This is a genomic window from Actinomadura sp. 9N407 (genome assembly GCF_044326315.1).
In the GTDB taxonomy this organism is placed as follows: Bacteria; Actinomycetota; Actinomycetes; order Streptosporangiales; family Streptosporangiaceae; genus Spirillospora.
In genome coordinates this window covers 35,211-60,968 of record NZ_JBIRAW010000026.1, presented here as the reverse complement: position 1 = coordinate 60,968, position 25,758 = coordinate 35,211, and the positions used below count along the sequence as shown (strand labels likewise).

Annotated in this window: 29 protein-coding genes; 9 read left to right on the top strand and 20 right to left on the bottom strand. The window is 69.1% G+C overall.

The genetic code is table 11. The features are described from left to right. Positions 1 to 193: 193 nt before the first annotated feature. The 5 genes from ACH34Q_RS32730 to ACH34Q_RS32710 form a co-directional block, all read right to left on the bottom strand. The gene (locus ACH34Q_RS32730) at positions 194 to 919 is read right to left on the bottom strand and encodes a phosphodiesterase (protein ID WP_395986986.1); all 726 of its coding nucleotides are present in this window, start codon (positions 917 to 919) and stop codon (positions 194 to 196) included. Between the two features lie 192 nt (positions 920 to 1,111). Then, complete coding sequence (locus ACH34Q_RS32725) at positions 1,112 to 3,151, bottom strand: MMPL family transporter (RefSeq protein ID WP_395986985.1); 2,040 nt, start codon at positions 3,149 to 3,151, stop codon at positions 1,112 to 1,114. A gap of 154 nt (positions 3,152 to 3,305) precedes the next feature. After that, entirely contained in the window at positions 3,306 to 3,959 is a 654-nt protein-coding gene (locus tag ACH34Q_RS32720; protein ID WP_395986984.1) for a response regulator, read from the bottom strand. Further along, the gene (locus ACH34Q_RS32715; RefSeq protein WP_395986983.1) at positions 3,956 to 5,050 is read right to left on the bottom strand and encodes a sensor histidine kinase; all 1,095 of its coding nucleotides are present in this window, start codon (positions 5,048 to 5,050) and stop codon (positions 3,956 to 3,958) included. The genes ACH34Q_RS32720 and ACH34Q_RS32715 overlap by 4 nt, the downstream gene beginning before the upstream one ends. Before the next feature lie 325 nt (positions 5,051 to 5,375). Continuing rightward, positions 5,376 to 6,116: a haloacid dehalogenase type II gene (locus tag ACH34Q_RS32710; RefSeq protein WP_395987068.1), complete on the bottom strand. Its 741-nt coding sequence runs from the start codon at positions 6,114 to 6,116 to the stop codon at positions 5,376 to 5,378. Between the two features lie 140 nt (positions 6,117 to 6,256). Here ACH34Q_RS32710 and ACH34Q_RS32705 point away from each other — a divergent pair, with 140 nt between their 5' ends. Beyond that, positions 6,257 to 6,871, top strand: a complete 615-nt coding sequence (locus tag ACH34Q_RS32705; RefSeq protein ID WP_395986982.1) for a CGNR zinc finger domain-containing protein — start codon at positions 6,257 to 6,259, stop codon at positions 6,869 to 6,871. 108 nt (positions 6,872 to 6,979) lie between these two features. Here ACH34Q_RS32705 and ACH34Q_RS32700 read toward each other — a convergent pair whose 3' ends face one another. From ACH34Q_RS32700 to ACH34Q_RS32690, 3 genes are all read right to left on the bottom strand, one after another. After that, positions 6,980 to 7,603, bottom strand: a complete 624-nt coding sequence (locus ACH34Q_RS32700; RefSeq protein ID WP_395986981.1) for a DsbA family protein — start codon at positions 7,601 to 7,603, stop codon at positions 6,980 to 6,982. 160 nt (positions 7,604 to 7,763) lie between these two features. After that, positions 7,764 to 8,126 (bottom strand): antibiotic biosynthesis monooxygenase, encoded by a 363-nt coding sequence (locus ACH34Q_RS32695; protein WP_395986980.1) that lies wholly within the window; start codon positions 8,124 to 8,126, stop codon positions 7,764 to 7,766. Between the two features lie 60 nt (positions 8,127 to 8,186). Further along, positions 8,187 to 9,365, bottom strand: coding sequence for an alpha/beta fold hydrolase (locus tag ACH34Q_RS32690; RefSeq protein ID WP_395986979.1), 1,179 nt, complete (start codon positions 9,363 to 9,365; stop codon positions 8,187 to 8,189). A 218-nt stretch (positions 9,366 to 9,583) separates the two neighbouring features. On the opposite strand from ACH34Q_RS32690, the gene ACH34Q_RS32685 reads away from it, so the two are divergent. Then, positions 9,584 to 10,042, top strand: a complete 459-nt coding sequence (locus ACH34Q_RS32685) for a GNAT family N-acetyltransferase (RefSeq protein WP_395986978.1) — start codon at positions 9,584 to 9,586, stop codon at positions 10,040 to 10,042. A gap of 104 nt (positions 10,043 to 10,146) precedes the next feature. Here ACH34Q_RS32685 and ACH34Q_RS32680 read toward each other — a convergent pair whose 3' ends face one another. The 6 genes from ACH34Q_RS32680 to ACH34Q_RS32655 all read right to left on the bottom strand — a co-directional run bounded on the left by ACH34Q_RS32680 (position 10,147) and on the right by ACH34Q_RS32655 (position 15,129). After that, positions 10,147 to 10,629 (bottom strand): hypothetical protein, encoded by a 483-nt coding sequence (locus ACH34Q_RS32680; RefSeq protein WP_395986977.1) that lies wholly within the window; start codon positions 10,627 to 10,629, stop codon positions 10,147 to 10,149. Between the two features lie 794 nt (positions 10,630 to 11,423). Then, a complete protein-coding gene (locus tag ACH34Q_RS32675) occupies positions 11,424 to 11,627 on the bottom strand; it encodes a hypothetical protein (RefSeq protein ID WP_395986976.1) in 204 nt (67 codons plus the stop codon). Between the two features lie 38 nt (positions 11,628 to 11,665). Continuing rightward, complete coding sequence (locus ACH34Q_RS32670; RefSeq protein ID WP_395986975.1) at positions 11,666 to 12,967, bottom strand: DUF222 domain-containing protein; 1,302 nt, start codon at positions 12,965 to 12,967, stop codon at positions 11,666 to 11,668. A gap of 498 nt (positions 12,968 to 13,465) precedes the next feature. Next, positions 13,466 to 13,948: a hypothetical protein gene (locus ACH34Q_RS32665; RefSeq protein ID WP_395986974.1), complete on the bottom strand. Its 483-nt coding sequence runs from the start codon at positions 13,946 to 13,948 to the stop codon at positions 13,466 to 13,468. Between the two features lie 130 nt (positions 13,949 to 14,078). After that, positions 14,079 to 14,405 carry a hypothetical protein gene (locus ACH34Q_RS32660; protein ID WP_395986973.1) on the bottom strand — a complete coding sequence of 109 codons (327 nt, stop codon included), beginning with the start codon at positions 14,403 to 14,405 and terminating at the stop codon, positions 14,079 to 14,081. A 121-nt stretch (positions 14,406 to 14,526) separates the two neighbouring features. Beyond that, positions 14,527 to 15,129 (bottom strand): CGNR zinc finger domain-containing protein, encoded by a 603-nt coding sequence (locus tag ACH34Q_RS32655; protein ID WP_395986972.1) that lies wholly within the window; start codon positions 15,127 to 15,129, stop codon positions 14,527 to 14,529. A gap of 88 nt (positions 15,130 to 15,217) precedes the next feature. Between ACH34Q_RS32655 and ACH34Q_RS32650 the strand changes: the two genes are divergently transcribed. Together ACH34Q_RS32650 and ACH34Q_RS32645 are read left to right on the top strand one after the other, a co-directional pair. Beyond that, positions 15,218 to 15,607 (top strand): RidA family protein, encoded by a 390-nt coding sequence (locus ACH34Q_RS32650; protein WP_395986971.1) that lies wholly within the window; start codon positions 15,218 to 15,220, stop codon positions 15,605 to 15,607. Between the two features lie 170 nt (positions 15,608 to 15,777). Next, positions 15,778 to 16,251 carry an NUDIX hydrolase gene (locus tag ACH34Q_RS32645; RefSeq protein WP_395986970.1) on the top strand — a complete coding sequence of 158 codons (474 nt, stop codon included), beginning with the start codon at positions 15,778 to 15,780 and terminating at the stop codon, positions 16,249 to 16,251. Between the two features lie 139 nt (positions 16,252 to 16,390). Here ACH34Q_RS32645 and ACH34Q_RS32640 read toward each other — a convergent pair whose 3' ends face one another. Both ACH34Q_RS32640 and ACH34Q_RS32635 read right to left on the bottom strand, forming a co-directional pair. Then, positions 16,391 to 16,633 (bottom strand): DUF397 domain-containing protein, encoded by a 243-nt coding sequence (locus tag ACH34Q_RS32640; protein WP_395986969.1) that lies wholly within the window; start codon positions 16,631 to 16,633, stop codon positions 16,391 to 16,393. Then, a complete protein-coding gene (locus ACH34Q_RS32635; RefSeq protein ID WP_395987067.1) occupies positions 16,582 to 17,064 on the bottom strand; it encodes a DUF5753 domain-containing protein in 483 nt (160 codons plus the stop codon). Before ACH34Q_RS32635 ends, ACH34Q_RS32640 begins: the two co-directional genes overlap by 52 nt. A 142-nt stretch (positions 17,065 to 17,206) precedes the next feature. On the opposite strand from ACH34Q_RS32635, the gene ACH34Q_RS32630 reads away from it, so the two are divergent. The 3 genes from ACH34Q_RS32630 (at position 17,207) to ACH34Q_RS32620 (ending at position 21,272) form a co-directional block, all read left to right on the top strand. Next, positions 17,207 to 17,401: a hypothetical protein gene (locus ACH34Q_RS32630; RefSeq protein ID WP_395986968.1), complete on the top strand. Its 195-nt coding sequence runs from the start codon at positions 17,207 to 17,209 to the stop codon at positions 17,399 to 17,401. A 167-nt stretch (positions 17,402 to 17,568) separates the two neighbouring features. After that, positions 17,569 to 17,928: a hypothetical protein gene (locus ACH34Q_RS32625; protein WP_395986967.1), complete on the top strand. Its 360-nt coding sequence runs from the start codon at positions 17,569 to 17,571 to the stop codon at positions 17,926 to 17,928. A 203-nt stretch (positions 17,929 to 18,131) separates the two neighbouring features. Beyond that, entirely contained in the window at positions 18,132 to 21,272 is a 3,141-nt protein-coding gene (locus ACH34Q_RS32620; RefSeq protein ID WP_395987066.1) for a BTAD domain-containing putative transcriptional regulator, read from the top strand. A 130-nt stretch (positions 21,273 to 21,402) separates the two neighbouring features. Here ACH34Q_RS32620 and ACH34Q_RS32615 read toward each other — a convergent pair whose 3' ends face one another. The 4 genes from ACH34Q_RS32615 to ACH34Q_RS32600 all read right to left on the bottom strand — a co-directional run bounded on the left by ACH34Q_RS32615 (position 21,403) and on the right by ACH34Q_RS32600 (position 24,846). Then, positions 21,403 to 22,149 carry an ABC transporter permease gene (locus ACH34Q_RS32615; RefSeq protein ID WP_395986966.1) on the bottom strand — a complete coding sequence of 249 codons (747 nt, stop codon included), beginning with the start codon at positions 22,147 to 22,149 and terminating at the stop codon, positions 21,403 to 21,405. Further along, the gene (locus tag ACH34Q_RS32610; RefSeq protein WP_395986965.1) at positions 22,146 to 23,087 is read right to left on the bottom strand and encodes an ATP-binding cassette domain-containing protein; all 942 of its coding nucleotides are present in this window, start codon (positions 23,085 to 23,087) and stop codon (positions 22,146 to 22,148) included. Before ACH34Q_RS32610 ends, ACH34Q_RS32615 begins: the two co-directional genes overlap by 4 nt. A 158-nt stretch (positions 23,088 to 23,245) precedes the next feature. After that, positions 23,246 to 23,827: a cellulose binding domain-containing protein gene (locus ACH34Q_RS32605; RefSeq protein WP_395986964.1), complete on the bottom strand. Its 582-nt coding sequence runs from the start codon at positions 23,825 to 23,827 to the stop codon at positions 23,246 to 23,248. A 446-nt stretch (positions 23,828 to 24,273) separates the two neighbouring features. Continuing rightward, a complete protein-coding gene (locus ACH34Q_RS32600) occupies positions 24,274 to 24,846 on the bottom strand; it encodes a hypothetical protein (protein ID WP_395986963.1) in 573 nt (190 codons plus the stop codon). Between the two features lie 276 nt (positions 24,847 to 25,122). On the opposite strand from ACH34Q_RS32600, the gene ACH34Q_RS32595 reads away from it, so the two are divergent. Beyond that, on the top strand, positions 25,123 to 25,275 hold the full coding sequence (locus tag ACH34Q_RS32595) for a hypothetical protein (protein WP_395986962.1): 153 nt from the start codon (positions 25,123 to 25,125) through the stop codon (positions 25,273 to 25,275). A 57-nt stretch (positions 25,276 to 25,332) separates the two neighbouring features. Beyond that, on the top strand, positions 25,333 to 25,749 hold the full coding sequence (locus ACH34Q_RS32590) for an acyl-CoA thioesterase (protein ID WP_395986961.1): 417 nt from the start codon (positions 25,333 to 25,335) through the stop codon (positions 25,747 to 25,749). The last annotated feature ends 9 nt before the right edge of the window (positions 25,750 to 25,758 follow it).

The window sequence follows — 25,758 nt, the reverse complement described above, 5'->3', positions numbered from 1 at the left end:
GCCCGGACGATTCATCCACAGCCTGTGGATAACTATCCCGTCCGAGGGAGCCGGACAGATGTCGCGCCACGCGCGAGCGCACCGAGGCTTCGCCCGCACGACAACTGAGGGCGAGGGGGGCTTTCGGCGGCGATCGCGACCCCCGTGACACGCGAAGGACGCGCCAATGGACCAAGCGCGGGACGACAGCGCGCTACACAGTCCGGTAATGCGTGATCAGCCGTCGATCCTCGAGTACATGCAACGCGAAGCCCGGAGGAGCCTCGTAGTCGATGACATCCTCAGCCTCCCAGGGCAGCCTCAGTGTGGAGACGACCCCGGGCGACACCAGAAGGGGCCGGCCAGCGAACGTGGTGGCCCCCGCCGTGTGGGCGTGTCCGCACAGGACGGCCACGACCTGCGGATACCGCTCGATCAACGCCGCCAGCCGCTCCTCACCGGCCTGCCGGATCTCGTCCACGTACGGGATCCCGAGGGTGACCGGCGGATGATGGAAGCACACGAACGCCGGAACGCCGGGATCCTCCGCGAGCAGCCGATCGAGCCAGGCGAGCGTCGCATCGCCGAGAAAGCCGTGGTCTTTGCCGGGAACGGTGGAATCGCACATCGCGAACACCGCGCCCGCCACCCGATGCACCCGGTCGATCGGTCCGCCGTCCGGCCTCTCGTCCAGCAGGACCTCCCGGTACGGACCCCGGACATCGTGGTTGCCGGGGCACATCAGCACCGGATGCGGGGACGCCAGCACTTCGCGGGCGTGCTCGTACTCAGCGGAAGTGCCGTTGTCAGCGATGTCCCCGGTGATCAGGACGGCGTCGAGCGGCAGCGCGTTCAGCCGGGCCATCACCCGCCGGGCACGCTCGGCACGGCGCTCGCCGCCGTCGAAGTGGGTATCACTGAGCTGCGCGAAGACGGTCATACCGCGAATCTAGAGGGCGCTGCCATCGAGGGGACTGTCATCTAGGGGACTGTCATCTAGGGGACTGTCATCAAGGGACGCTGCCACCTTGCGACACCGGCCCCCGCCACCCGGACGCCACCACCCAGATGCCGTCGGCCGAATACCACCAGTCGGATACCGCCATCAGTGTCCACAGGCTGTGGATAACCATCACCTCCTGACGAGGCGACTCGTCCGGGGGAACCACCAGTTGCGGTCGCCGAGGAGTTCCATCGTCGCGGGCACCAGAACCATCCGGATCAGGGTCGCGTCGAGGAATACGGCGGCGGCCATGCCGATCCCGAGGGTTCGCAGGGCGCGGTCGTCGAAGGTGCCGAACGCGGCGAACACGCAGATCATGATCGCGGCGGCCGCCGTGATGACACGTGCCGTCCGTGCCACGCCCGCGGCGACCGCAGCGGAATTGTCACCGGTCCTCGCGTACTCCTCCCGGATCCGGGAGAGCAGGAAGATCTCGTAGTCCATCGACAGCCCGAAGGTCAGGACGAACAACATCATCGGTACCCACGCGTCGATCGGCCCGCCGGCGCCCCCGCCCAGCACGTCCTGCTGAAACACGTCCCACTGGAACACCGCGACCACCACACCGTAGGCGGCACCGATCGACAGCAGATTCACCGCGACCGCCTTCATCGGCACCACCAGGCTGCGGAACGTCCGCACCAGGAGCAGGAACGAAGCCAGCAGCACCGCGCCGATCATCCAGGGCAGCCGCTCGGCCGCATGCTCCGCGAAGTCGACTCCGGCAGCCGTGTGGCCGGTCACCAGAACGGGCGCCGGCAGATCCGCGCGCAGGGTTCGGATGAGATCGCCGGTGGCCTCGTCCTGAGGACCCGTCGCCGGTACGACCAGCGCCGAACGCTCGTCGAGGGAGACGGTCCGGGCCACACCAGGCGTCCGGCGGGCCTGTGCCAGAGCGCCGTCAAGGGGCCGGGCCGAGGCAAGCAGGAGTGGAGATTCGGCGCCGGGCCCGAAACCCGCCTTGAGTAGTTCATGCGCGCGCCGGGTGGTGTCACCGACCGGCCGGTTGCTCGCGTCCGACCAGCCCAGCCGCAGGTCCATGGCGGGCAGCGCGAGGACGAGCAGCACACCCATCGCCGCCAGGCCGGTCGTCCAGGGACGCCGCTGCACGACACGGCTCCACCGGTACGACAGGGGCGTCCCTCCGGTCCGGCGCGGCAGGCCGTACCGGTCGATCCGGCTGCCGATACCGGCCAGTGACGCCGGCAGCAGGGTGAGCGCGGCGAGCATCACGGCGAACACTCCGCAGCCGGCCGCCAGCGCGAGGCCCGCACCGAGCGAAGCGCCGAGGAACAGGATTCCCGCGCCGGTCACGATGACCGTGATGCCCGCCACCAGGACCGAACGTCCGGCAGTGGTCATCGCCGTGACGACCGCGGCGGTGATCGCGTCCCGGCCGACCGGGACGCTGCCGGCCAGTCCGCTGCCGGCCGGGACGCTGTCCACCGGTCTGCTATCCGCGGACCCGCCGTCCGCCAGCTCCGCCAGGCGGGAACGGAAGCGCGTGACGACAAGGAGCGCATAGTCGATGCCAACGCCCAGTCCGAGCATGATCGTAAGGAAGACGGCGAAGTCGGGAACCGGGACGAGGTTCTGCAGGAGCAGCAGCAGGCAGACGCCGCAGATGACGCCGAGCACACCCACGGCCAGGGGAAGCACCATGGCGATCAGCGAGCGGAACGCCACCAGCAGGATGACCGCGGCGGCGAGCAGGCCCAGGCCCTCGGCCAGCCCGCCGGGCGCCGAATCGGCGAAGTCGTCGCCGGACAACTCGACCGTGACACCATCGCGCCTGGGTTCCTCCGCCAGCCGGGCGACCGGCGCCGCCTCGCCGTAGGAGACGTCGATGGCGGCGACCGTGCCGTCAGGTGCCAGGCGCGGCGGCGAGGCGGTCACGCCGGGAAGCGCATCCGCGCGAGAGCGCAGCTCGTCGGCGGCCTGCCTTAACTGCGGACCCGGCCCGCCCAGGACGATCGTGCCGGGCGGGCCGGTGGCCCGGTCGCCGAGGAGTTCGGCCGCCTGGGCGCTCTCCGAACCGGGAAGCGCGAGTTCGTCGTCGGCGGGTCCGGCCGCCACCGCTGCGCCCGCCACCAACGCCACCGTTGCCATCAGCCAGAGAAGCGTTACCAGCACCGGACGCCGCGCGCAGAACAATGCGAGTCGACTCATGCCGTCAGACGCTAGGAACCGGGCCCGGCCCCGCACATCCGCCAGGTGCGGACGATCCTCTACACCGTCTACACGAGTCTCTACACCAAGCTCTGCACCAGCGGCGGTGCGGGTCTCTGCACATCTCTACATCAGCGGCGGTACGGGCGGACGCTCAGCCGCTATGGCCAGGGCGGACCAGGCCCGTCTCGTACGCGATCACCACGAGCTGGGCCCGGTCGTGCACATCCAGCTTGGCCATCATCCGATTGACATGGGTCTTGACCGTGGCCGGGCTCATCGACAGCAGCGTTCCGATCCGCTCGTTGGGACATCCCTCCGCGACCTTGGCCAGTACCTCCCGTTCGCGGCGGGTCAGCGGCGCCAGCCGCCCGTCGTCGAGTCCGCCGCTGACCGGACGGGTGGCGAACTCCTCGATCAGGCGCCTGGTGACACCTGGCGACAGCAGCGCGTCACCGCGGGCGGCGACCCGTACCGCGTGCCGGATCTCGGCCGGCTCGGCGTCCTTGACCAGGAACCCGCTCGCGCCCGCGCGCAGCGCCTCGTACAGGTACTCGTCGAGGTCGAAGGTGGTGACGATCAGTACCCGGGCCGCCGTGCCTATCCGCCGGGTGGCGGTCAGGCCGTCCATTCCGGGCATCCGGATGTCCATCAGCACCACGTCCGGCCGCATCTCGGCCGCCATCCGGACCGCCTCGTGACCGTCCGCCGCTTCCCCGACCGGCGCGATGTCCGGTTCGGACTCCAGCAGCGCCCGCAGCCCGGCCCGTACCAGCGGCTGGTCGTCGGCCAGCAGGACCCTGATCACGCCGGCAGCCAGGCGACGACCTGGAACCCGCCCGCGGGGCGGTCACCGAGATCGAGCCGACCGCCGACCGCCGCGACCCGCTCCCGCATCCCGGTCAGCCCGTGACCCGGCGGCTCCTGGCAGCCTCGTCCGTCGTCCTCGATCCGCACGAGCACGCCTCCCGTTTCGTAGCGCAGGGTGACCGCGGCGCGGGTGGCCGCCGCATGCCGGACGGTGTTGGTCAGCGCCTCCTGCACCACCCGGTACACCGTCAAGTCGACCGCGGGCGGCAACGCACGCCTGACCCCGACGGTGTCGAACGCGACCGGCAGTCCCGCCGAACCGGCCAGCTCTCGCAGTTGGCCCGCCCCCGGTGGAGAGGCACGTCCGGCGTCCTCGCGCAGCACGCTGAGCACGCCCTTCATCTCCACCAGCGCCTCCCGGCTCGCCGTACGGACGACGTCCAGCGCCACCCGCGCCTCCTCCGGGCCGCCCGCGCGTTCGACCGCGTCGGCCGCGACTCCGGCGTGCAACGCGATGAGCGACACGGTGTGCGAGGTGACGTCGTGCAGCTCGCGAGCGATCTTGAACCGTTCCTCCTGGGCCCGGCGCAGCGCCTCCTCCTCACGGCCGCGTTCCGCCTCCGCCATGCGCTTCTCCACCTCGGCCGTATAGGCACGCCGGGCGCGGGAGATCTCGGCGAGCTGGCCAAGCCCGACCACTCCGAGGGTCCATATGGCCAGGCCCGCAAGGTTGCCGGGCTCCGGGGCGAACGCGGTACCGGCCGCCGGTGCCAGCACCAGCGCCCCGTAGCCGACCCATCCGGCGGTGCGCCGCCCGTTCGAGATCGTCACGAACGCCGCCACCAGGGCCGGCGCCGCCCACAGCGAGTAGGCGTACCCACGTGCGAAGAACACGGCCGTCGCCCCCAGCGCGATGGCCAGCGCGATCTCGGGTCGCCGGTCGAGCCACCACAGGCCCCCGGCCATCGCCGCCATGAGCCCGTAAGCGAGCACATCCAAGGGGCGCGCATCCGGCTGATTGCCATAGGCAAGGATCGTGGTCGTCACGACCCCTGCCAACATGCTCGTCACCAGGACGACTCTGCTCACACCGGCACGCTAACCGGCCACCGTTCCGGACTGCATCCACCTCTTGGGGTATTCGCCTACCGCCGACGCGGTACAGGTCGCGGCCACCGTTCCGGAGAACCGCGCCGGTGGCGCCGCGAGGAAGGCCTTCTCTAGATGATCGCTGCGACCGAGGCGGTCGAGCTCCCGGAAGGCCAGAGCTCCCAGAAGGCCAAGTTCCCGGACGGCCAGACCTCCTGGACGGTCAGGCCTCCTGGACGGCCAGACCTCCTGGACGGCCAGACCTCCTGGACGGTCAGACCTCCTGGACGGTCAGAGCCCCTGGAAGGACAAGCCTGCCGGAAGCTCAGGCATCCGGGAAGCCGAGTTGGTCGGCCAGGTCGAGGAGATCCTCGGCGTACAGGTCGAAGCGATCCGAGGGCGTCGGCGGATCTCCAACGGGCCGGGCGACGTAGGCGGTGCGCAAGCCGAGTTTCTGCGCTCCGCGCAGATCGAAGGCGTGGGCGGCGACCATCAGCAGGCGCTCCGGCGGCGCCCCGGACACGGCGACAGCAAGTTCGTAGACGGTCGGGGCCGGCTTGTAGGTCCGCGCATCCTCCGCGGAAAGCGCCTGGTGCCAGCGCAGGCCCGCGTGGGCGTTGAGTCCCAACAGTGCCGTCCGGCTGGCGTTGGAGAGCCCGATCAGCGGAAAGTGTTCAGCAAGGCGGGCAAGCCCCAGCACAGTGTCGGGCCAGGTCGGCAGGCGCCGGCCAGCCAAGGCAAGCGCGGCGACGGCGGCAGGGTCGTCGATTCCGGCGGCGTCGGCGACGAGACGGGCGGCTTCGCGGTCCAGAGCGTCGCTGGCGATGTACGGCCGGCTGCCGTCGACGATGCGCCGTATCTCGATGTCGATATGCCGTTGCCACAGCTGCAACAGCCCGTCGACAGCGGGACCGGCAAGCGACGGAGCGAGATCACGGATACCGGCGCGGATCCCGGCGGGTTCGTCGACGAGCGTGCCGAGGACGTCGAGCACGAGGGCATCGATCTCCAGGGCGTCGAACTCAGGGACGTCGAACTCAGGGGCCTCGACCTCAGGGGCGTCCATCCCGAGGGCATCGATCTCAGGGGCTGGCATGAGCAAAGCCTCCCTGGCGCAGAGGTGGCGGCCGCGAACGTCCACCCCGTACCATCATGTAAGAGCTAAAATGATTGTTAGCCGTGAACCTAGCGAGAGGCCGGTAAGAGATGCAAGTTGCGTTAGACGATTACGTCTGGGCGGCGGGCATCGCGACCGAACTGATCAACACCACCGCCGAGGTCTGGCGCGGCGACGACCGCCTGCCCGACCTGGGCGCCCTGATCGCGTTCGTCGATCTTCACGCGAGAGACGGCCACGAGGGCCCCGGCGAACTGTCCGCGCTCGCCCGCCGCGCCCGTCCCGCTGACCTACAGGCGGTCCGTTCGCTACGCGCCACGGTGCGCGACCTGGTCGATCACCCCGACCAGGGCCATCTCATCGCCGGCGCCGCCGCACTCACCTCCTCCGCCGGTGGCGCCACCCTCGTTCCCGACCCCGCGTACGATCACCGCACCCGCTGGGCCGTATCGCTCCGCCCAGAGGCGACCATCTACGACGCTCTCTCACTGATCTGCGGCGTCGGAATCCTCGGCGTTGTCCACACCCTCGGCGAGGGGCGATTCCGCCCATGCGGCGCGCCCACCTGCCGCGGCGCGTTCATCGACACCACCCGGCCAGGCCGGCGGCGCTACTGCATGCCCGGCCTGTGCGGGAACCGCATCAACGTCGCCAACCACCGCGCCCGCCAGGCTGCGGCACGCGAACCGGACACCACTGAATAGACCTCAGCGAGGAACGCTCAGGCATCGAGAAAGCTCCCATGACCGAGCCGCACCTCGCGCGACCGTCATGCGTCGAGATGTCGTCAGCGGGTTGGTGACAGGTTCGTGTCAGCCGGTGAGGCCACGTTCCAGCAGCCGGCGCAGTTCGGCGGCCGGCTGGACACCCAAGACCGGTGGCCTGCCGTCGATCACCAGAGAGGGGACGCTCGTGACACCGTGCTCGGTCGCGCGACGCCGGTCGGACCGAACCCGTTCGGCGTAGTCGTCACCGACGAGGACGGCGCGCACTCGGGTGGCGTCCAGTCCGGCCTCCTCCCCCAGACGCTGCAGGATCTGGAGGTCGGCCACGTTGAGTCCTTCGGAGTGATAGGCGGCGAGCAGGCGCTCCATCATCCGGTCGGCCCGGCCATCCTCGGCGGCCAGCCCGCACAGCCGGTGGGCGTCGAAGGTGTTCACCGGCCGGGCCAGACGCAGGTCGAGCTCCAGCCCTTCCGCGGCGCCCAGGGACTGGATCCGGGCGATCCGGTCGGCCGCCTGATCACCCCACCATCCGGCCATGGCCTCGGCGGCCGTGAGGCCGGGAACCCGGCCTGCCTCCGGCCCCAGCTCGTAGCCGCGCCAGACGATCTCCACACCGGTGCGATCGGCGAGGCCCTCCAGCGCCGTGGTCAGGCGTCTCTTGCCGATGTAGCACCACGGACACAGCACATCGGCATAGATCTCGACCTTCATGGGACGTCCTTCGCTGTGATCGGCCTTCATTGCGATCGGCGGCGTACAACAGACGTGCCGCCCGGGTGTACGCAGCACGGGGGTTCGCCGGCACTGGGGTAAGCGCTGCCCCAGCGCGCCCTGCCATCTGGCGAGAGCGCGGCTGAGGCTTCCGGTTCGATCAGGGGTCCAGGCGCTGCGGCCCAGGTGCGACCTCTGCGACGACGGTGTAGGTCGGAATCCCGCTCATGCGCGCTTCCGCCTTGCCCGACAGGCCCTGCAGGGCCTGGTCGATGGCGGCCATCCGGCCTTCGGTGTCGGAGATTTCCACGAAGTTGCGGTAGTCGGCCTCACCGGCCCAGTGCACGATGTTGTACACACGGGTGCCATCGGTGCTGACGTGCAAGCGGGCCGACCGGTAGCCGGGGTAGAAGCGCACCCACCGCTCCTGGATCTCGGCGAAGGCCGCCACGAGCTCCCTTTGGGTGTCGACGCCGTCGACGGTGTAGTCGATGATCGAGTAGAAGCCTGCGTCCGTGCTCACGGAGATCCTCCTCAGCCAGCGGCAAGGGCGGCGCCCCTGATCACTGCTGATCTTTGAGCCTCAACCGCAGTTGAGGTCAAGGGTGACTCTGGTCGCCGCCGTTCGCCACGGCTCACCCGGCCGCACGACGCCCCGCCCGCCTCGGCCGCCTCGGCCGCCTCGGCAACCGTTGCCTGCGAGCTCCAACGCGAGTGCCCCCGCGATCATCGGCCCTACCAGCCCGGCTCCGCCTCGACGGGGAAGTGCGGCGATCCGCGGGGCGAGTCGCGGCAGCCGGTGGAGCGTTCCCGCAGCCACGGCATGCGCGATGTGCAGGGCTGCGAGCGGGTGAATGTCGAACGCGCTGTGCGCCGTACCGGGCAGCGGAACGAGGACGCCTTCGGGGAGCAGGCCGACGACGCGTTCGGCCACCGGACGTGGCGTCCGCAGGTCACGTTCACCGGAGACGACGGCCGTCGGCCAGTGGAATCCGGGCAGTTCGGCGAGCATGTCGACGGGGAACCCGGCGAACGCGGGCCCCCGCCGCGCGGCGTCGGCGAACACCTCCTCCGGGTCGAGCGGCAGGCCGTCGGGCGCGGCACCGTACCCGAGCTGGCCGTACGAGATGCCCGCGACCAACTCCGGCTCCATGACGTAACGGCTACCCGGGCCGTCGATCTCGCCGGCGCCCAGTTCGGCGACCCACCGCCAGGTTCGCCGGGCACGGCCGCGCAGCCGGGCCGCGAGCAGCCGTTCAAGGGTGGCTGGACCGGCGAACTCGTATACGACCTGAACGACGTGGCCGGCCTCGGCGACGGGTACCTTGCCCGAGCCGACGAGCTCGCGCAGCAGCGCCGACGCGCGGCCCGTACCGTCCCAGAGGAGCCCGCGACGGTACGCGCGGACGGTGTCGACATCGTCGGCGGAAAGGATCGGCGAGTCGAGCACCATGCCCGCGACCCGCTCCGGGTACCGCACTCCGAACACCTGGGCCAGATAACTGCCGTACGACGCGCCGTACACGACCGCCCGTTCGACGGCGGCGGCATCGAGGACGGCGGCCAGGTCGTCGGCGGCGTTCTCGATGGTCACCTGCTCGATGGCCAGATCGGCGCCCGTCGTGTCCGTCCGCGACAGCCCGACGCCCCGGTGCTCGACCATGAGCACGTCCAGCTCCCGCCGGGCGGCCTGTTTCCTGAAGCCGCGATAGGGCAGCACCGACGCCACTCCCGGCCCGCCCGGAATCACTAGGATCGGCACGGTGCTTCCGTCCCCGTGACGCGAGCGCACCGCAGCGATCTCGACGGTACGTCCGTTCCCCGCCTGCCTGAGCACCCGTATCCCGGCCGGCGGCCGCATCTCCCGCTCGGCCAGTGCCGGCGCCCGTTCGTGCCTCACATCTTGATCAACGAACGGGAGTGATCACAGGTGCCCCTGATCAAGACCGCCCTGGTCGAACGCCTCGAACAGGACGCCGCGTGAGCGCCGTCGTGCTGCGGCCGGCCACGCCCGCCGACTGCGAGTTCTGCTTCCAACTGCACAAGGCCGCCATGGGCGACTACGTCACCGCGATCTGGGGGTGGGACGAGCAGGCCCAGCGCGACTTTCACACGCGCGGATTCGACCCCGGCCACTGGCAGATCATCACCACCGACGGCGCCGATATCGGCATGCTCAACGTCGAGTACCGCGCCACCGAGATCTACCTGGGCCGCATCGAAGTCCATCCCGACCATCAGGGACGCGGCATCGGCACCCGCCTCATCACCGCGCTGCTGAACGAGGCCGAGCGGCGAGAACAGGACCTGGTCCTGGACGTACTGGTGGTCAACCACCGTGCACACGCCCTCTACCAGCGACTCGGCCTGCGGGAAGTAGCACGCCACGGCGACGGCAACATCAAGATCACGATGCGCTCCACCCGGCGACCCCGCTGACCGCACGTGATCCGACGGACCGTTCAGGCGCACATGATCGCTGGCCGCGCGCGCAGACCCGCGACGATCATGACCAGGCCTATCGTGACCAGGCCTTGACTCTGTCAGCGGGCCGCAGCGGTGCGAGTGCGGCGCCTGTAGTAGGCGACGGTGACGATGGCGAGCAGCGGCCCCCACGCGATCAGCGGCGCGTACGTGATCTCCAGCGCGAGCGCGGCCGGTCCGGTGGTCGGCAGAGTCTGCCCGGTGTCGTTCATCGGCGGTACGAAGTGGAAGAAGTAGTTCAGGATGCCGTAGGCCCACACGGCGGTGATCACCACGGCCCCGACCGCCGCGGGGACAACGACCGCCAGCGTCGGGATACGCCTGCCGCCGACGACGGGCACCCACCCGGGCACCGTCTCCCCCCAGGGGCGGACGAGCCCCAGAGTGAGCAGCGCCAGCCCTTCCGTGATGATGGACAGCGAGAGAATGTAGAGCACTTCCGACGTCGGCAGGGTGCTGGTGTCCAGGCCTGCCACCCCGGCCACAAGAGCGATCCGCCACAGACCAGAGGGCAGCACGCACAGCGGGACCGCGTGAGCCAACCAGACGAGCCGGCGCGACACTGGTGGGAAGACAGGTGCCGGGGTACGCACGGCGAGAGTGTTCGTCAACGTTTCCTACTTACGGTCGGGAAGCCATCGCTTCCACGATCTCCTGCACCCCTGGCCAGAGACCTCCCCCGCCGGCACCACCCCTCTCCCCCTCGCGGGTGAACCCTATCCAGGCTCTCGAGCCGTGGCCCGGTCTACGAGGCCACAGTTCACCAACCAATAACGCTTTCGGGGGTATTTCTGAGAATGAATGGTTTTCAGTACCTCTCTGCGTCAAGCGGCGGCGAGCAGAGAGATATTCGTTAACTGGATACAACCGTATTTCTCCAGGTTTTTCCGAGACTTCCGTGGTGACGGATGGTGCTCACGCGAGGAGTATCCGTTTTCGGAGTAGTGGTAGCCGGGCTCGGCCGTAGGTCTGCCGATTGAGCAGCTTGATCTTGTTGACGACTCCATCCCAGGGGCCGCTGCTGTAGGGCAAGGCGAGACCGGCGGCGACGGCATCGTGGTGGACGAGCAGGCCCTCGGTGAGCAGGCGTAGGTGAGCAGGCGCAGGGCAAGCACCGCCGGGGACGGCGCGGACCTGCGCGATCCAGGAGTCCAGGCGTGCGGTGTGCTGGTGGAGGTTCCCATCGTGGTCGGCGTGAGCAGCGCGGCAAAGAACCGCACGTGTTCGGCGTCGGCGCGCGGTTCGGGGCAATGCTTGAGGCCGTGTTCCGGGCGCGTCTGCGTGGTCGCGGTGAGGCGGGCGGGGCCGCGGTGAGGCGGGCGGGGTCGGTGGTGATCTAGCCGGCCAGGCGGCGAGGCAGGGGCGGTGGGATGCTCGCCGTCGGCGCGACCTGGTCCAGGTAACGGTAGAGCGGCCTGGATCCGCCCTGGTAGCCCATCGCTTTGATCTCGCCCAGCAGGATCCACGGGGGTGACGGTGGGCTCCCGGGCGTGGCGGCGGCGCAGGCCTGGGTGATCTCGTAGTCGATCAGGCTCGTCATTGCTGTGGTGGAGTGGCGTCGGAGTGCTCGCGTGATGTTCACGCCGCTGTGGTGTGGGGACCGGCGCGGTTGCGGTGGAAGATCGTCTTTGTTGGGCGCCCCTCTCCCGGTGACCAGGGGTAGAGGGTTCGGGGTCTGTGGTCGTGTCCGGACGGTGGCAGGAGTTGGTAGACGAATCGTCCGTTCTTATCTGTCTCGATGCTGATTTGGTGGGGGTTGGTGTGGCGCCAGCGGTTGTGCCAGCCGCAGCACAGGGTGAGGCGGTCGATGTCGGTGCCGCCGTTGTTCAGGGCCCATCCGTCGACGTGGTCGACTTCGGCCAGGGTGCCGGGGACTTGGCAGCCTTGGACGGCGCAGGTGGGGTAGAGGGCTTCCAGGACGCGGCGCTGGGCAGGGCTGGCGAACCGGGCCCGCCGCCCCAGGTACAGCGGGAGACCACCAGATCCCAGCAGCAGGGGCGACACCCCGGCCGACAGCGCGATCCGGCGTGCCTGTGCGGCGGGGATGGGGGTGCCGTCGGGCAGCCGTGCGGGGGTATCACCGCCGGTGAGGGTGTCCAGATCCACGATCAGGGTGACCTTGGTGGTGTGGTGGCCGCCGGACAGGACGGTGGTGAGGGCGGCGGCGGTGCGTTCGGCCAGGTCGCGCAGGTCCTCGGGACCGGCAGGCTTGGCCAGCGGCCCTAAAGTGCCGTCGAGGACGGCGGCGTCTTCGGCGTTCAGCCAGCCTTTGATGTACCGGCCGCCGTCCAGGGACCGCGTGGAGGTGAGCCAGGAGCGCTGGTACCCCCGTACCGCGTCGTCGGGAGCCTGCTCGGTGCCGTCGCGTTCGGCGATGACGTCCCGGATCCGGGAACCGAACGCGGCGACCTTCCCGGCGGAGAACCCGTCGTCGGCCATGGCCAGCAGCAGCGTCTCAGCCCTGCCGCAGTCCTCATCGTCCAGCCGCGCCACCGATTGAACGATCGCGACCGCATGCCCCAGCGACAGCGAACCGCCGGCGAGCCGCTCAGTGACCACCGACAGCCGGGGCAGGTGCCGGGCCAGCAGGACGCGTTCCTTGGCGCGGGCATCACGCATCCCCAGGCGGGAGCGCAGCCACGCCTGCGCCGATGGATAACCCCACCGGCGCATCTCACCAGCGGCGTCCACCTTCGCGATCAGACGAGCCAGGAAGCTCTCCTGCACATCAGACGCGCGCGCCAGGATCTCGGCCTGCTCCATGCAGGCGGCGGCCGATTCGGGGGTGTCACGGCGGGCCAGTTCGGCCGCGATCGACGCCGCCGCGTCCACCAGCTTTCCGGTGGACAGCGACTCCACATCGACTCCGCTCGAACACATGAGCTAATACTACTGACCGCATCCGCATGATCACAATGAGTTTCCTCATGAAAGCCCACCATCTTCGCCTCACCCGGCTCCGCCGGCTGACTACACAGCGGTCTTAACTACGCCACCGGCAGTTCCGTCGCTGCTCGGACGCCGGTTGCACCCGATGCGGATGGACGACAGCGTGCATAGCTGCTGCGCTAGATGGTGTCTCAAAGGGGCGCGGCGGGCGGCCGGTGAGGCGGCGCAAAAGGATCATGCTCATCTTCGGGTAGATGACGCTCTCGGAGGTATTGGCCCCCGAGTCGGCCGCCCGTCCAAGTTCGACGTCCAAGTTCGGCAGGACGAACGACTGCAAGCAAGCGGCATGCGGTCGAGTGCGGGATCAACCGGCTCAAGCGCTGCGGCGCGGTCGCCACCAGGTACGGCGAACCCGCAGTCCGCTGCCATGCGAGCGTGCTGGTCGCCGCCAGCAACGAATGGCTTTGACCAGCGCATTGTCAGCCGGGCCTATCCGCCTTGCACGATCTGGCCCGCTGGAGTTCCGTAGTACCAGTGCCGCTCGGCCGGAGCCGGAGGGAGGGTGCCGGCAGCCAGGTCGACCAGAGCCTGTGCCAGTTCAACAAGCGGAGCCGCGTTGATGTGCTCTGCACCGCGCAGGAAACTGGTCGCGCTCTCCTCCAGTTCGGGCCAGGTCGAGACTTCGGCTCGGTCCACGCCGCCCCGAACCTCGATCCGGCGAGCCGCCTCCACGACACAGTTCAGGAGCACCTGTCGCCGGTCCTCGCCGAAGCCGTCCAGCAGGACTGCGGAACTGCTGCCTACCAACGCATGTGTGCGGAGATCCTGCTCCAACTCCGGCCACCATGAGGGCCGGAGGTCCGTCGGCGCCTCCGCACCGACTCGCGCCGCTTCGATGAAGAGAACGCCGAGCGCCACGTCATAGGCCCACAACATCGTGCCATCGAAGATCACCGGTACTGCCTTGCTCAACGGCGCTCCTCCGAAGCCGATTGCTTCCAGCGCAAATCACTGCCTAGCGCACATCATGGCTTATCGACCTGAGTGCGCTTCCCTCGGCAGATCGCGCCTTGAACAGCGATCAACACTTTCACAACAGGCCCTAGTCCTCGTCCAAGGGCTCATCGCTCCAGCGGAACCACGCCTGATCGTCCTGGATGTGAAGTAGGAACTCCGCTACCGGTCCATGAGGCGCCAGCAGTTGCACACTACCGGCGATCTGCTCATAGACCGCCTCCCACGCCTCATAGTCACAATCGATCTGGTCGAGAAGCGTCAACTCTTGGGAGAACAACGGTTCCAGGCGGGGGAATCCAGGCCCCGCAGCGAATCGCCCGTTGAGCCAAGGCCAATCCGCCGTCTCGATGGTGATCTCGCCGACCAATTCGTCCTGGCACATGACCCGCCAGACGTTGCCCTCGAAGCCCACTGCGAGCGTCCTCTCCGCACACCGCCCAATCCAAGCGGCTCACCCTACTCAGGGACACCGACACTGACCGAGCCTCGGGTGGAGACCCTCATGTGACCCGCCGGGTCGGTGGCGGCCCGCGTCATGGCTCCGTTGCCCGCCGGGCGCGGAGGGCCCGGAGCTTGTGCCGGTTGCCGCACCGTTCCATCGCGCACCAGCGTCGGGCCCCGGGACGGGACGTGTCGACGAACACCAGCGGGCAGTTGTCGCTCGCGCATTCGCGGATGCGCTCGGCGAACGGTCCGGACAGCAGCTCGATCATCTCCCGCGCCAGTGTCGACAGCGCTTGCGTCGCCCGTACCGGCGGCGCCCACCCCGCGATCGAGGTGTCGGCGGCCAACTCGGGGACCAGCGGCGCAGCAGCCGCGGCCCGGTTGATGGTCGCCACCGCCCCGTCGGGGAGCGCGCCCCGCGCCGCCCGTACGTGCGCCACGTCCCAGATCGCCTGGCGGAGGGTCTTGGCCGCGGTCAGCTCACGGGCCGTCACAGGGACCGTCATGACTGCCGCCAGCGGCGGCTGGGCCAGCCATTCGCCCAGGTCGGCAGGCTTATGGAGGGACTCGAAAACCGCGTACCGACCCTCACCGCCCGTGTGGGCGAAGTCCAGGCAGACGGCGCCGGCGTCGAACCGGAACGACCCGCCCTTGGGGTCGTGCAGCACTCGTCCGCTTGTGTTCGCTCGCATGCAACCACTATAACTGGTGTCGTACGACACCGCTATTACCGGTGTTATCACCCACTATCGCCAGTGGCATCACCTAGGAGGGCGACACATGACCACACGGCACATCAACCCCGAGGGACTCCACCGCAGCCCGGCCTTCAGCCAGGCCGTCGTGGTCGAGCAGCCCACGAAGACCATCTACATCGGCGGGCAGAACGGCGTCGACGCCGAGGGCAAGGTCGTCGGTTCGACGATCGGGGAACAGTCCGTCCAGGTGTTCCGCAACCTCGCGACCATCCTGGAAAGTGAGGGAGCGACCCTGGCGAACATCGTGCACTGGACCATCGCCACGGTGGAGGGCCACTCGTTCGACGAGGGTGTGGCCGCCTTCCAGCAGGTGTGGAACCAGGCCGACCCGCCGCCGGCCATCACGGTCCACGTCGTCGCAGGCCTCAACCCCGGCTGCCTCGTCGAGATCGACGCCATCGCCGTCGTGTGACACCCATCGCCAGAAGACCAGACGTCGAGGTGGCCGATTTTCAGAGCACCACCGAGGTGCCCGGGATCAGGTGCCCTACTGTCGTGGACGCCAACACGGTCGTGGTAGAACCGGGCAGCGGCCGTAGCGTCGTCCACCTCGACAAGGACGAATTCAATGGAAGCCATGCGGTGAGTCTTCGGCTGGCGGCGTACGCCGTGTGCATTGAGGGCGGGCGCGTGCTGCTCGCCCGTCACGTACCTCCAAAGGGCGGGACCAACTGGACTCTTCCAGGCGGAAGGGTCGAGCACGCGGAGGATCCGTTCGACGCGGTGATCCGGGAGGTCGCCGAGGAGACCGGCTGCGACGCGGTGGTCGAACGGCTGCTGGGCGTGGACTCAAGGGTGATCCCCGCGGCTGAGCGCACCATCCCCGGCGGACCCGAGCACCAGAATGTCGGCATCTTCTACCAGGTCCGCGTCACCGGCGGCCGGCTCCGGCCTGAGCCGAACGGCGAAACCGCCGAGCCGACCTGGACTCCGATCCCCGACGTCGCCCGCCTGCGCCGATCGTCACTGGTCGATATCGGGCTCACCCTCTCGCAGACCCTCCCGGCGACCGGCCACGTCGCTTCCGTCCCGGTCGGTGGCCTGATCCAGCACTGAGGCGGTGGCCTGATCCAGCACTGAGGTCAACGGTCAGACTGGATCGTTGCACCACCGCTATGGGGTGGACTCCCGCCAGCGCTCCATGATCCCCCTCCCGTACCGAAGCCGGAGAGGTGCTCGCCCCCGGAACGACAGGTCAGGTGTCGAGGTGGCCTTGCTTCACAAGGTCAAGAAGCTCCGCAAAGCTCGCGGCAGGGAGGGTGAGATGTCCGGCGTCGGGGGCCTTGCTGTCACGGAGGCCGATGCCTTCGTTGAGAGATGCCAACTCAACGCACTCCTGGCCGCCTGCGCCTCCGCCACCGCTGTGCCTCGACTTACGCCAGGTGATCACGAGAATCGCTTTATCGCTTGCGCTATCAGGTCTCGAGAAGAGTCCCATGGCAGGGCACTTGCGCCGATTCGATCCCAACGTACCCTGAACTCGCTTACCTCTGTACTCCCTTGGATCAGCCTCCCGCCACCCGGCGCCTCAACGAAGGCCAGTTCTCCTGTCTCCAGGCTCAGGCTGTTGAACGAGCCCTCCAGGCTAAGATAGAAGCCCGCCGCATGAGGCACGACTCGTATCATTACATGCGGCATCTCTACCGCTTCACGCAGTCGATCAAGTTGCTTATACATCACACCAGTACTCCCTATCTGGCGATAGAGAACGCTCTCGTCTATCAAGCCCCAGACAAGCGGCGGATCTTGTCGAGCGAGCACCTCTTGCCGCATCATGCGAGCCTCCACTGCAGCTTCGATGTCGTTCACCATTCGTGACGCAGAGAGGAGGGCGCAAGTGTAGTCGGGGATTCGAAAGAGGCCGGGAATGTTCAGGCGCTCTCGCAGGAATGCGGCGTACGGCGGACCGAGCCCACGGGCAAATGGGTCTGGTCGCGGCTCAAGGTCTGATGACGGAAGGTCAGCCCGTACGGGCCGTGATCACCGCCGTACGAGAAAGGTGGAACCCACGTTGGGGAAGCTCTCACTGCCGGACGCGTCGGCGGGCATGGTCGCCGCGCATCCAGAGGTGGCGCAGGCCAGGGTGTTGCTGCGGCTCGTGTACGACGAGGCGATGCGGCGGGGCGGGATACGCGCAAGACGGGTCGCGAAGATCCATGTGCTCGCGGACCGGATCCTGAACGACTTGGACGATCAGCCGGTGTAAGGCACGGCGTAGGGCACGCTGCTGACGAGAGCATGTGGAGAAGCCCGCAGGCAAGCTCGGGATGCTCGGGATGAATGTGGCGCCCGGCCCCGGAGGTGAGCGACGGTGGTCCTATGCGCCAGGCTCGACCGCCGTGTCGACGTGGAAGCGTTCCGTGAGGAGGAGGCGTGACAGTGGCACGAGTACTGGTGGTCGGCCTCGATCCCGCCAAGCTCGAAGGCTGGGATCCGGAGCCGGTCCAGGCGGCGATGGCGCGCGGTCAAGCCCGTTTCGACGATCTCGGCCTCGGGGCCGACTGGTGCCTCGTGGCACCCGATGAGAACCCCGAAGGAACGATCGTCGAGTCCCTGACCCGTGAGAAGTACGCCTGCGTGGTGATCGGGGGCGGCATCCGCAAGCACGAACCGTTGCTCGAACTCTTCGAGCAGGTGGTCAACCTGGTCCGGCAGCACGCACCCGACGCCGCGATCGCGTTCAACAGCAGCCCGGAGGACTGCGCCGACGCGGCTCTGAGGTGGCTGCGCTAGCCGCGGGCGGCGGACGGCGGCCTGCCAGAACCACCGTTCACAGGCCCAAACGCCCGTGGCAGAATCAGCGGGTGCAGATCGGAATGCTTGGCCCATTCGAGGTCCGCACTAACGCAGAGGTCGGCACTGACGCAGAGGTCCACACTGACGCAGAGGGCCACACTGACGTCGAGGGCCACACTGACGTCGGCGGTTTGGCCGACGTGCCGGGCGCACGGCTGCGCGGACTGCTGATCGCCCTCGCGCTCAGGCCGGGTCATGCGGTGCCGAAGGCGTCGCTCATCGACTGGATCTGGGGAGAGCACCCGCCCGCCGATGCGACCAACTCCCTGCAGCGCCTGGTCTCCCGGCTGCGGAAGGCGCTGCCGGACGGGGTGATCGAGGGGCGGCCGGACGGTTACCGGCTGGCAGTGGAGCCCGACGCCGTTGACGCCGTGCGGTTCGAGCGCCTCCTCGTCGCGGGCCAGGCCCGTACCGAGGACGGTTCCCGGCGGGTACGGCTGCTGCGCCAGGCCCTCGGACTGTGGCGCGGTACGGCCATGCAGGACGTCGGTCTGCATGACAGTGCCGCGTTCGACGCCGCGGTCGCCCGGCTTGAGGCGTTGCGCCTGACGGCCACGGAGGAGTGGGTCGACGCGGAGGTCGCCCTCGGGCGCGGTGCGGAGATGGTCACGGAGCTGACCGACCTGGTGGCCGCTCATCCGGTACGGGAACGGCTCGTCGCCGCGCTGATGCGTGCCCTCGCCGCAGCCGGTCGCGGCAACGAGGCGCTGCTCGTGTTCCAGCGTACGAGAGAGGCTCTGGCCGACGCGCTGGGCGTCGATCCGTCCCCGGAACTGTCCGCGTTGCACGTCGCGCTGCTGCGGGGCGAGTTCGGAGGGCGGGAGGAGAACCGGAAGACCAACCTGCGTGCCGAGCTGACCAGCTTCGTCGGCAAGGACGCCGATGTCGCCGCGGTCCGCGAACTCGTCGCCGAGCACCGGCTCACCACCCTGATCGGGCCGGGCGGTTCGGGAAAGACGAGACTGGCCGCGGAGGCCGCGCGCACGCTGCTCGGCGACCTGCCGGACGGGGCCTGGCTGGTGGAGTTCGCGGCCATCGGCGCCGACGGCGACGTGGCGCAGGCGACGCTCGACGGGCTCGACCTCCGGGACGCCCTGCTCAGCGAGGCATCGAGCTCGCAGCAGTCCGACCGGGAGCCGGCCGACCGGCTCATCGCCGCGATCCGCGAGCGGGAGGTGCTGCTGATCCTGGACAACTGCGAGCACGTGATCGAGCCGGCGGCGGTGCTCGCCCATCGCATGCTCGGCGAGTGCCGGCGGCTGCGGATCCTGGCGACGAGCAGGGAACCACTCGGCATCACCGGCGAGGCGCTGTGGCCGGTCGTGCCGCTGGCCTTGCCGGAGGGGGACGCCGGCCCTGGCGAGATCGAGTCCTCGCCTGCCGTCCGGCTGCTGCGGGATCGGGCGAGCGCGGTGCGCAAGGATCTGGTGGTCGACGCCCCCACGCTGGCGACGATGGCGCGCGTCTGCCGGACGCTGGACGGGATGCCGCTGGCGATCGAGCTGGCGGCGACCAGGTTGCGCACCATGTCCATCGATCAGCTCGCCAACCGGCTCGACGACCGGTTCCGCCTGCTGACGGGCGGCAGCCGTACCGCGTTGCCCCGGCACCGGACGCTGCGCGCGATGGTCGACTGGAGCTGGGAGCTGCTGACCGTCCCCGAACGGATGGTCCTGCGCAGGCTCTCGGTGTTCTCGGGCGGGGCGAGCCTGGAAGCGGCCGAGCGGGTCTGCGCCGGCGCTCCGGTGGAGCAGGTGGAGCAGGAGCGGGCGCGGGGACAGGTGGGCGGGGAGCAGGTGTTCGAGCTTCTCACCGCGCTGGTGGAGAAGTCGCTGCTGGTCGCCTCGGATGACGGCGCACCGCGCTACCGGATGCTCGGCACGATCAAGGAGTACGCCGCCCAGCGGCTGGCGGAGGCGGGGGAAACGGACCTGACTCGCCAGGCGCATCTCGCGTACTTCACCGAACTCAGCGAGACCGCGGATACGCACCTTCGCCGCGCCGGCCAACTGGAATGGCTCGCCACGCTCGATGCCGAGCACGACAACATCGGTTCGGCGATGCGCGGTGCGCTCGCGGCCGGGGAGGCGCACGCGGCGATGCGGCTCGCGGCGGGCGCCGGCTGGTACTGGTGGCTCGGCGGGCGCAAGGCCGAAGGCATCGAGCTGATCATCGCGGCCACGAGGACGCCCGGCGAGGTGCCCGACGAGCTCCGGGCCATGGTGTACGGGCTGGTCGTGCTGTTCGAGACCTCCGGGCTGGGCGACGAGCACAACGCCGAGGAGTGGATCCACCAGGCCTACCGGCTCAGCAAGGGGGGCTACGGCCGCTACCCGCTGCTGAGCCTCATCGTCGCGATGGAGCACATGTTGCAGGCACCGGACGCGATCCTGCCCGTGTTCGAATCCTTGCTGGACGATGACGACCCCTGGGTACGCGCACTGGCCCGCTTCCAGCTCGGCAAGATGCGAATCTGGCACGGCGACAGCGACGACGGGCAGGAGGCGGACGCCCATCTCGAGCTGGCGCTCACCGAGTTCCGAGCCCTCGGCGAACGGTACGGGATCTCGCTGGCCCTCACCGAGCTGGCGAACCGGATCGCCATGCGCGGCGAGTTCGCCCGCGCGTGCGAGCATCTGGAGGAGGCGATCGCGGTCGTCACCGAGATCGGCGCCGTCGACGATGTCATCCGGATGCGGTCGCGACAGGCACAGCTGTACCGGCTGCTGGGCGATGAGGACTCGAGCGCCGCCGCGATGGCCGAGGCCGAGCAGTGCGCGGAACGGGTCACCTGGCCGGACTCGCTGGCCGCACTGGCCCTCACGAAGGCGGAGCTCGCTCGCTGGGGCGGCGACGGCGAGGAGGCCTACCGGCAGCTCGGCGTCGCGACGGCGCTGCTGGGCGATGAAGCGGAGCAGGCGCCCATCCGCATGATGATCGACGACCTGCTCGGCTACCTCACCGACGACCTCGGTGAGGCCCGTACGCACCGCATCGCGGCCTTCCGGGCGGCGTCCGAGCTGGGCAGCGTACTCATGATCGCGCAGGTCCTCGTCGGGGTCGCGGACCTGGCACTCCGCCGCGACGAGTACGAGCAGGCCGCGCGGCTGCTCGCGGCGAGCACCGGCTTGCTCGGGCTGCCGCTTCGCTCCCAGCCGGACACGGCCAGGATCGAGCGGGACGCGAAACGTCACCTCGGCGAGGCACGGTTCGCCGAGGTGACGCGGGAGGGGGCGCGGACGAGCCCGTCCGAGCTGGTCGAGGCCACGCTCGCTTCCTGAGGTCAGGCTCGTTCCCAGGGTCACGCTTGCTTCCCAGAGTCAGGCCCGACTTCTGGAGTCGGGCCCGCTTCCTTGGTCGGGCCCGCTTCCTTGGTCGGGCCCGCTTGCTTGGTCGGGCCCGCTTGCTCGGTCAGGCCCGCTTCTTGAACGTGGACCGCGCCCACAGGTACCCGACGAGGGCGATGCCGACGCACCACGCGACGGCGGTGATCGCGTCGCCGGAGGACGGGGTGCCGTTGAGCAGCCCGCGCAGCGTCTCGATGATCGACGTGAAGGGCTGGTACTCCGCGAACTGCCGGATGCCCGGCCCCATCTTGTCCGCCGGGACGATCGCGCTGCTGAAGAAGGGCAGCATGACCAGCGGCACGGCGGCCATACCCGCCGTTTCCGGAGACTTCGCCGCCAGTCCCAGGGCGACCGTGAGCCAGCCGGCCGCGAAGCCGAGCAGCAGGATCATGCCGGCCACGCCGAGCCAGTCGACGAGACTCGCCGACGGGTCGAACCCCAGCAGGAAGGCCACCCCGACGAGCGCCACGATGGCGATCAGGTTGGTCAGCAGGCTGGCGACGACGTGACCGGTCAGCACCGCGCCGCGGGAGACGTCCATGACCTTGAACCGGTTGATGATGCCCTTCGTCATGTCGGAGTTCACCCCCGTCGCGGTGGCCCCCAGCCCGTAGCAGACGGCCATCAGCATCAGCCCCGGGGTCGCGTAGTCGATGTAGTCGACACCGACGTTGAAGGCGTCTCCGAGCATGTAGACGAACATGAACAGCATCACGATCGGCATCAGGACCGCGTTGAACACCGAGGTCGGATTCCGGGCGATGTGCTTGAAGTTGCGGCGCAGCATCACCGTCGAATGGCTGGTGCTCATTTTGCGGCCTCCGTGGTGCGGCCCGTCAGGGCGAGGAAAACGTCATCGAGATCGGGGGTGTGGACGGAGAACTCCTCCGCGCTGAGCGAGTACTCGCCGAGCCTGTCGAGCAGGGCCCGGAGCGATTCCGTACCGCCATCGCTGGGAACCCGCAGCGCCAGGGCCTCGTCGTCCCGCGTGGCGTCGGCGAAGAGGCGCTCGGCGGCGTCGAGCTGGGAGACGGTGGTGAACCGGAGCCGGACGTGCGTCCCGGGCATCTGGCGCTTGAGCTCGCCGGGAGTGCCCTGGGCGACCAGGCGGCCCTGGTCGAGGACCGCGATCCGGTCGGCCAGCTGGTCGGCCTCCTCGAGGTACTGGGTGGTGAGGAAGATGGTCACGCCGTCGGCCACCAGCTCCCGGATGATCGTCCACATCGTGCGGCGGCTGCGCGGGTCCAGTCCCGTCGTCGGCTCGTCCAGGAAGATGATCCGCGGTTCACCGACGAGCGTCATCGCCAGGTCGAGCTTGCGGCGCATGCCTCCCGAGTAGGTCGTCACCGGCTTCTTCGCCGACTCGACCAGATCGAACCGTTCCAGCAGCCCGGTGACGATCCGCTTGCCGTCGCGGGAATTCACCCGGCGGTTCAGATCCACCATCAGCTGCAGGTTCTCCAGCCCTGTCAGCAGTTCGTCCACCGCCGCGAACTGACCGGTGACCCCGATCGTCGAACGCACCGCCTTGGCCTCGGTCGCGACATCGTGGCCGGCGACGCGGATCGTCCCACCGTCGGCGCTCATCAACGTGCTCAGCACGTTCACCGTCGTCGTCTTCCCGGCCCCGTTCGGACCGAGGAGGGAGAAGACCGATCCGGCGGCGACATCGAAGTCGATGCCGTCGAGCACGACCTTGTCGCCGAATGCTTTGCGCAGTCCTGAAACTGCAATCGCTGAACTCTTCATGGCTTCACGATCTCGGCCGGGCCTGTCACCCGTCTGTCACGCCCCTGACGCGGCCAGTGACGCGGCCAGTGACGCGGCCAGTGACGCGGCCTTCGTGCAGATCAGCCCTGGTCAGGGCGTCGCACAGCCCGCAGTCCTCAGCAGGGACGGCCGTTCAATCAGCAGGGACGGCCGTTCAGGATGCAGGGGCTCGGGGGTCCCGCACGGCCGCTGCCCTGGAAGTTGATGGTGGTACGGCCGCCGGGCGGCAGGGAGGGCCCGAAGCCGCGGAGCCGGTCACCGTGATGGCCGATGCGGACCGTTCCATCCGACGACCAGGCCGAGTAGATCCTCCGGCCCGGGAACACCGCCGACAGGTGCCAGCCGGAGATCCGGGACGAGCCGCGGTTGGTCACGGTCACGCTGCCGATGAACCCCGAGCCCCAGGTCCTGGACGTCGCGTACGAGGCGCCCAAGCCGCCTCCCGCCGACGCGGGCTTCGGTGACGCGGTCGTACGGGCAGGCGACGGGGAGACCGTGGGGGTGGCCGAGGCGGTGGGACGAGTGGTCTGCACGGCCGAAGAAGGACGGGTCGGAACGAATTCGCCGATCGTGTGCTCGGCCGACGGCGTCGCGGCCACCATGGCGCAGCCGCCCGGACATTCCTCCGCCGCAGGCTCCCCGCCGCCATCGTTCATCGCGTTCACGCCGAATCCCGCCACCAAGCCGACGGCCAGAATCCCGGCGGCGAAAGCGCCCATCCGGCGCGGCGAGGAAAGGCGCAGGCGCTCGCGCACTGCGGGCTTAGGGCGGCGACGCCGTCCACCATGTCCACCGGGGCGGTTCTGGCCGCTCGCCGCATCGTCGCCCACCCGGACACCCCGTTCACGCTGCCATGACACGCTCGCGCACCCATGAGGCCACCGGGGTGGCGGCCACGCCATGAATGCCAGAAACCTACCATTTAGTCTTTGGAAAGCAACGCAGGATCTTTGGAAAGCAACGCAGGGCATTCGGCGGCCGCCTGCCTGCCCCGGCAACAAAAGTTCGATGCCGGGACCGGCCCGGGGACTTTTCGACGAATCGGCTGTCCAGGATCGGCCGTCCAGGAAGGAGTGCCCCTCAAACGCGCTTCGAATCGTTCGGGTAGCGGAGAGTGATCACGGTGCGAGGCGGGCCTAAGACAGGACCAGGAAAGGGCGAGGGGCTAGGAAAGTGGTGCAGCGTTGAAATCCGAGCTGGAGAAAGGCGCGTCGGCCTTTCCGGTACGGCGCAGGAAGTAGGCGCCCGTGACGATCAGGAGCAGCGGGCCCCATGCCAGCAGGGGCGCATAGCAGGCGGTCATCAGCACTGCGGCCGCGCCGTCGGGAGCTTCGGGAACGCTCATCTGCTCCAGCCAGCCGCCCATGCCGAGGAAGGTGATCAAGGTCATGGCCACGGCGCCCAGGGTCGCGGCGGTGACGGCCGCCATCGTCGGTACGCGCCGTCCGCCGAGGAACGGGATCCAGCGCGGGAAGACCTCCCCCCACGGCCGGACGAGCCCGAGGGTCAGCAACGCCAGCGCCTCCACGAGGATGCTCAGCCCGAAGACGTAAGGCGTACCGATCGGGTGCGGGAAGTCCGCCAGATCGCTCCCCTCCGCGAAGCCCAGCGGGACTCCCAGGCCCATCGCGAACCTCCAGAGCCCTGAGGGCAGGGCCGTCAAGGCGGTGACGCGGGCGGTCCAGACGACCCAGCGGGGCACTGGGCGGGCTGTGGTCGTGGCTGCGGCGGTGGCCATGAGTTCTCCAGGTGAGGCGGGCTTCGCGGTCACCTCATGCTCTTGGCGCGGCCTTGCTCGTCGCTTCCCGCTGCGGTACCGCGGGATTCCCCCGCAGGGGTGATCCACTTTGCGGTCGCCCAGTGTGGGTGGCCGGTGTGGGTGGCCGGTGTGGGGGCGGGAGTGTGCGGCGCCACGTGAACCTAACCCCCAGCCCCGCAACCTTTGGTCATGGGGCGTTCGTTGTGTGGGTAGGGCTCCGGTCCCCGACCGGGGGCCCGCCACCCAGGAGGAACCATGGCACTCGTCGACAAGATCAAACGCTTCATCTCCGGCCCCCAGGGCCAGAAGGCGCGTGCGCGTGCCGAACGGCTGGCCCGCGACCCGCGCAACCAAGCGAAGGTACGCGGGCTGCTGGCCCGGTTCAAGGGCGGTGGGCGCCGGCACTGATCGCCACGGGCGATTTCACCGATCACCGGTTACCAGGGAGTACGTACACTGGCCGCCGTGAATGCGGACTACTTGCACTGGTTGAGCGTCCCCACGCGCTGGAAGGACAACGACCTCTACGGCCACGTCAACAACGCGGTGCACTACTCGCTGATGGACACCGCCATCAACGAGTGGATGATCAACCGGGCGGGGTTCTCGCCGCAGGCGGCCGACGAGATCGCGCTCTGCGTCGAGTCCCACTGCGCGTTCAAGGCGGAGGTCTCCTTTCCCGACACGATCGATCTGGGCCTGCGGATCGGCAAGCTCGGCCGTTCCAGCGTGCGCTGGGAGGCCGGGCTGTACCGCTCGGACGGCACCCTGATCGCCGAGGGGCACTTCGTGCACGTCTTCGTGGGACGCGAGGACCGGCGGCCGACGCCGATTCCCGACCCGATCCGCGCCGAGATGCAGAAACTGGTGGCCAGCCCGTGATCGGAGACA

What these genes read in the sequence shown, in the direction of transcription:
- ACH34Q_RS32730 (WP_395986986.1), bottom strand. Translation starts at nt 919, where the DNA reads ATGACCGTCTTCGCGCAGCTCAGTGATACCCACTTCGACGGCGGCGAG.
- ACH34Q_RS32725 (WP_395986985.1), bottom strand. Translation starts at nt 3,151, where the DNA reads ATGAGTCGACTCGCATTGTTCTGCGCGCGGCGTCCGGTGCTGGTAACG.
- ACH34Q_RS32710 (WP_395987068.1), bottom strand. Translation starts at nt 6,116, where the DNA reads ATGGACGCCCCTGAGGTCGAGGCCCCTGAGTTCGACGTCCCTGAGTTC.
- ACH34Q_RS32705 (WP_395986982.1), top strand. Translation starts at nt 6,257, where the DNA reads ATGCAAGTTGCGTTAGACGATTACGTCTGGGCGGCGGGCATCGCGACC.
- ACH34Q_RS32700 (WP_395986981.1), bottom strand. Translation starts at nt 7,603, where the DNA reads ATGAAGGTCGAGATCTATGCCGATGTGCTGTGTCCGTGGTGCTACATC.
- ACH34Q_RS32675 (WP_395986976.1), bottom strand. Translation starts at nt 11,627, where the DNA reads ATGACGAGCCTGATCGACTACGAGATCACCCAGGCCTGCGCCGCCGCC.
- ACH34Q_RS32670 (WP_395986975.1), bottom strand. Translation starts at nt 12,967, where the DNA reads ATGTGTTCGAGCGGAGTCGATGTGGAGTCGCTGTCCACCGGAAAGCTG.
- ACH34Q_RS32655 (WP_395986972.1), bottom strand. Translation starts at nt 15,129, where the DNA reads ATGCGAGCGAACACAAGCGGACGAGTGCTGCACGACCCCAAGGGCGGG.
- ACH34Q_RS32650 (WP_395986971.1), top strand. Translation starts at nt 15,218, where the DNA reads ATGACCACACGGCACATCAACCCCGAGGGACTCCACCGCAGCCCGGCC.
- ACH34Q_RS32640 (WP_395986969.1), bottom strand. Translation starts at nt 16,633, where the DNA reads ATGGGACTCTTCTCGAGACCTGATAGCGCAAGCGATAAAGCGATTCTC.
- ACH34Q_RS32615 (WP_395986966.1), bottom strand. Translation starts at nt 22,149, where the DNA reads ATGAGCACCAGCCATTCGACGGTGATGCTGCGCCGCAACTTCAAGCAC.
- ACH34Q_RS32610 (WP_395986965.1), bottom strand. Translation starts at nt 23,087, where the DNA reads ATGAAGAGTTCAGCGATTGCAGTTTCAGGACTGCGCAAAGCATTCGGC.
- ACH34Q_RS32605 (WP_395986964.1), bottom strand. Translation starts at nt 23,827, where the DNA reads ATGGGCGCTTTCGCCGCCGGGATTCTGGCCGTCGGCTTGGTGGCGGGA.
- ACH34Q_RS32600 (WP_395986963.1), bottom strand. Translation starts at nt 24,846, where the DNA reads ATGGCCACCGCCGCAGCCACGACCACAGCCCGCCCAGTGCCCCGCTGG.
- ACH34Q_RS32595 (WP_395986962.1), top strand. Translation starts at nt 25,123, where the DNA reads ATGGCACTCGTCGACAAGATCAAACGCTTCATCTCCGGCCCCCAGGGC.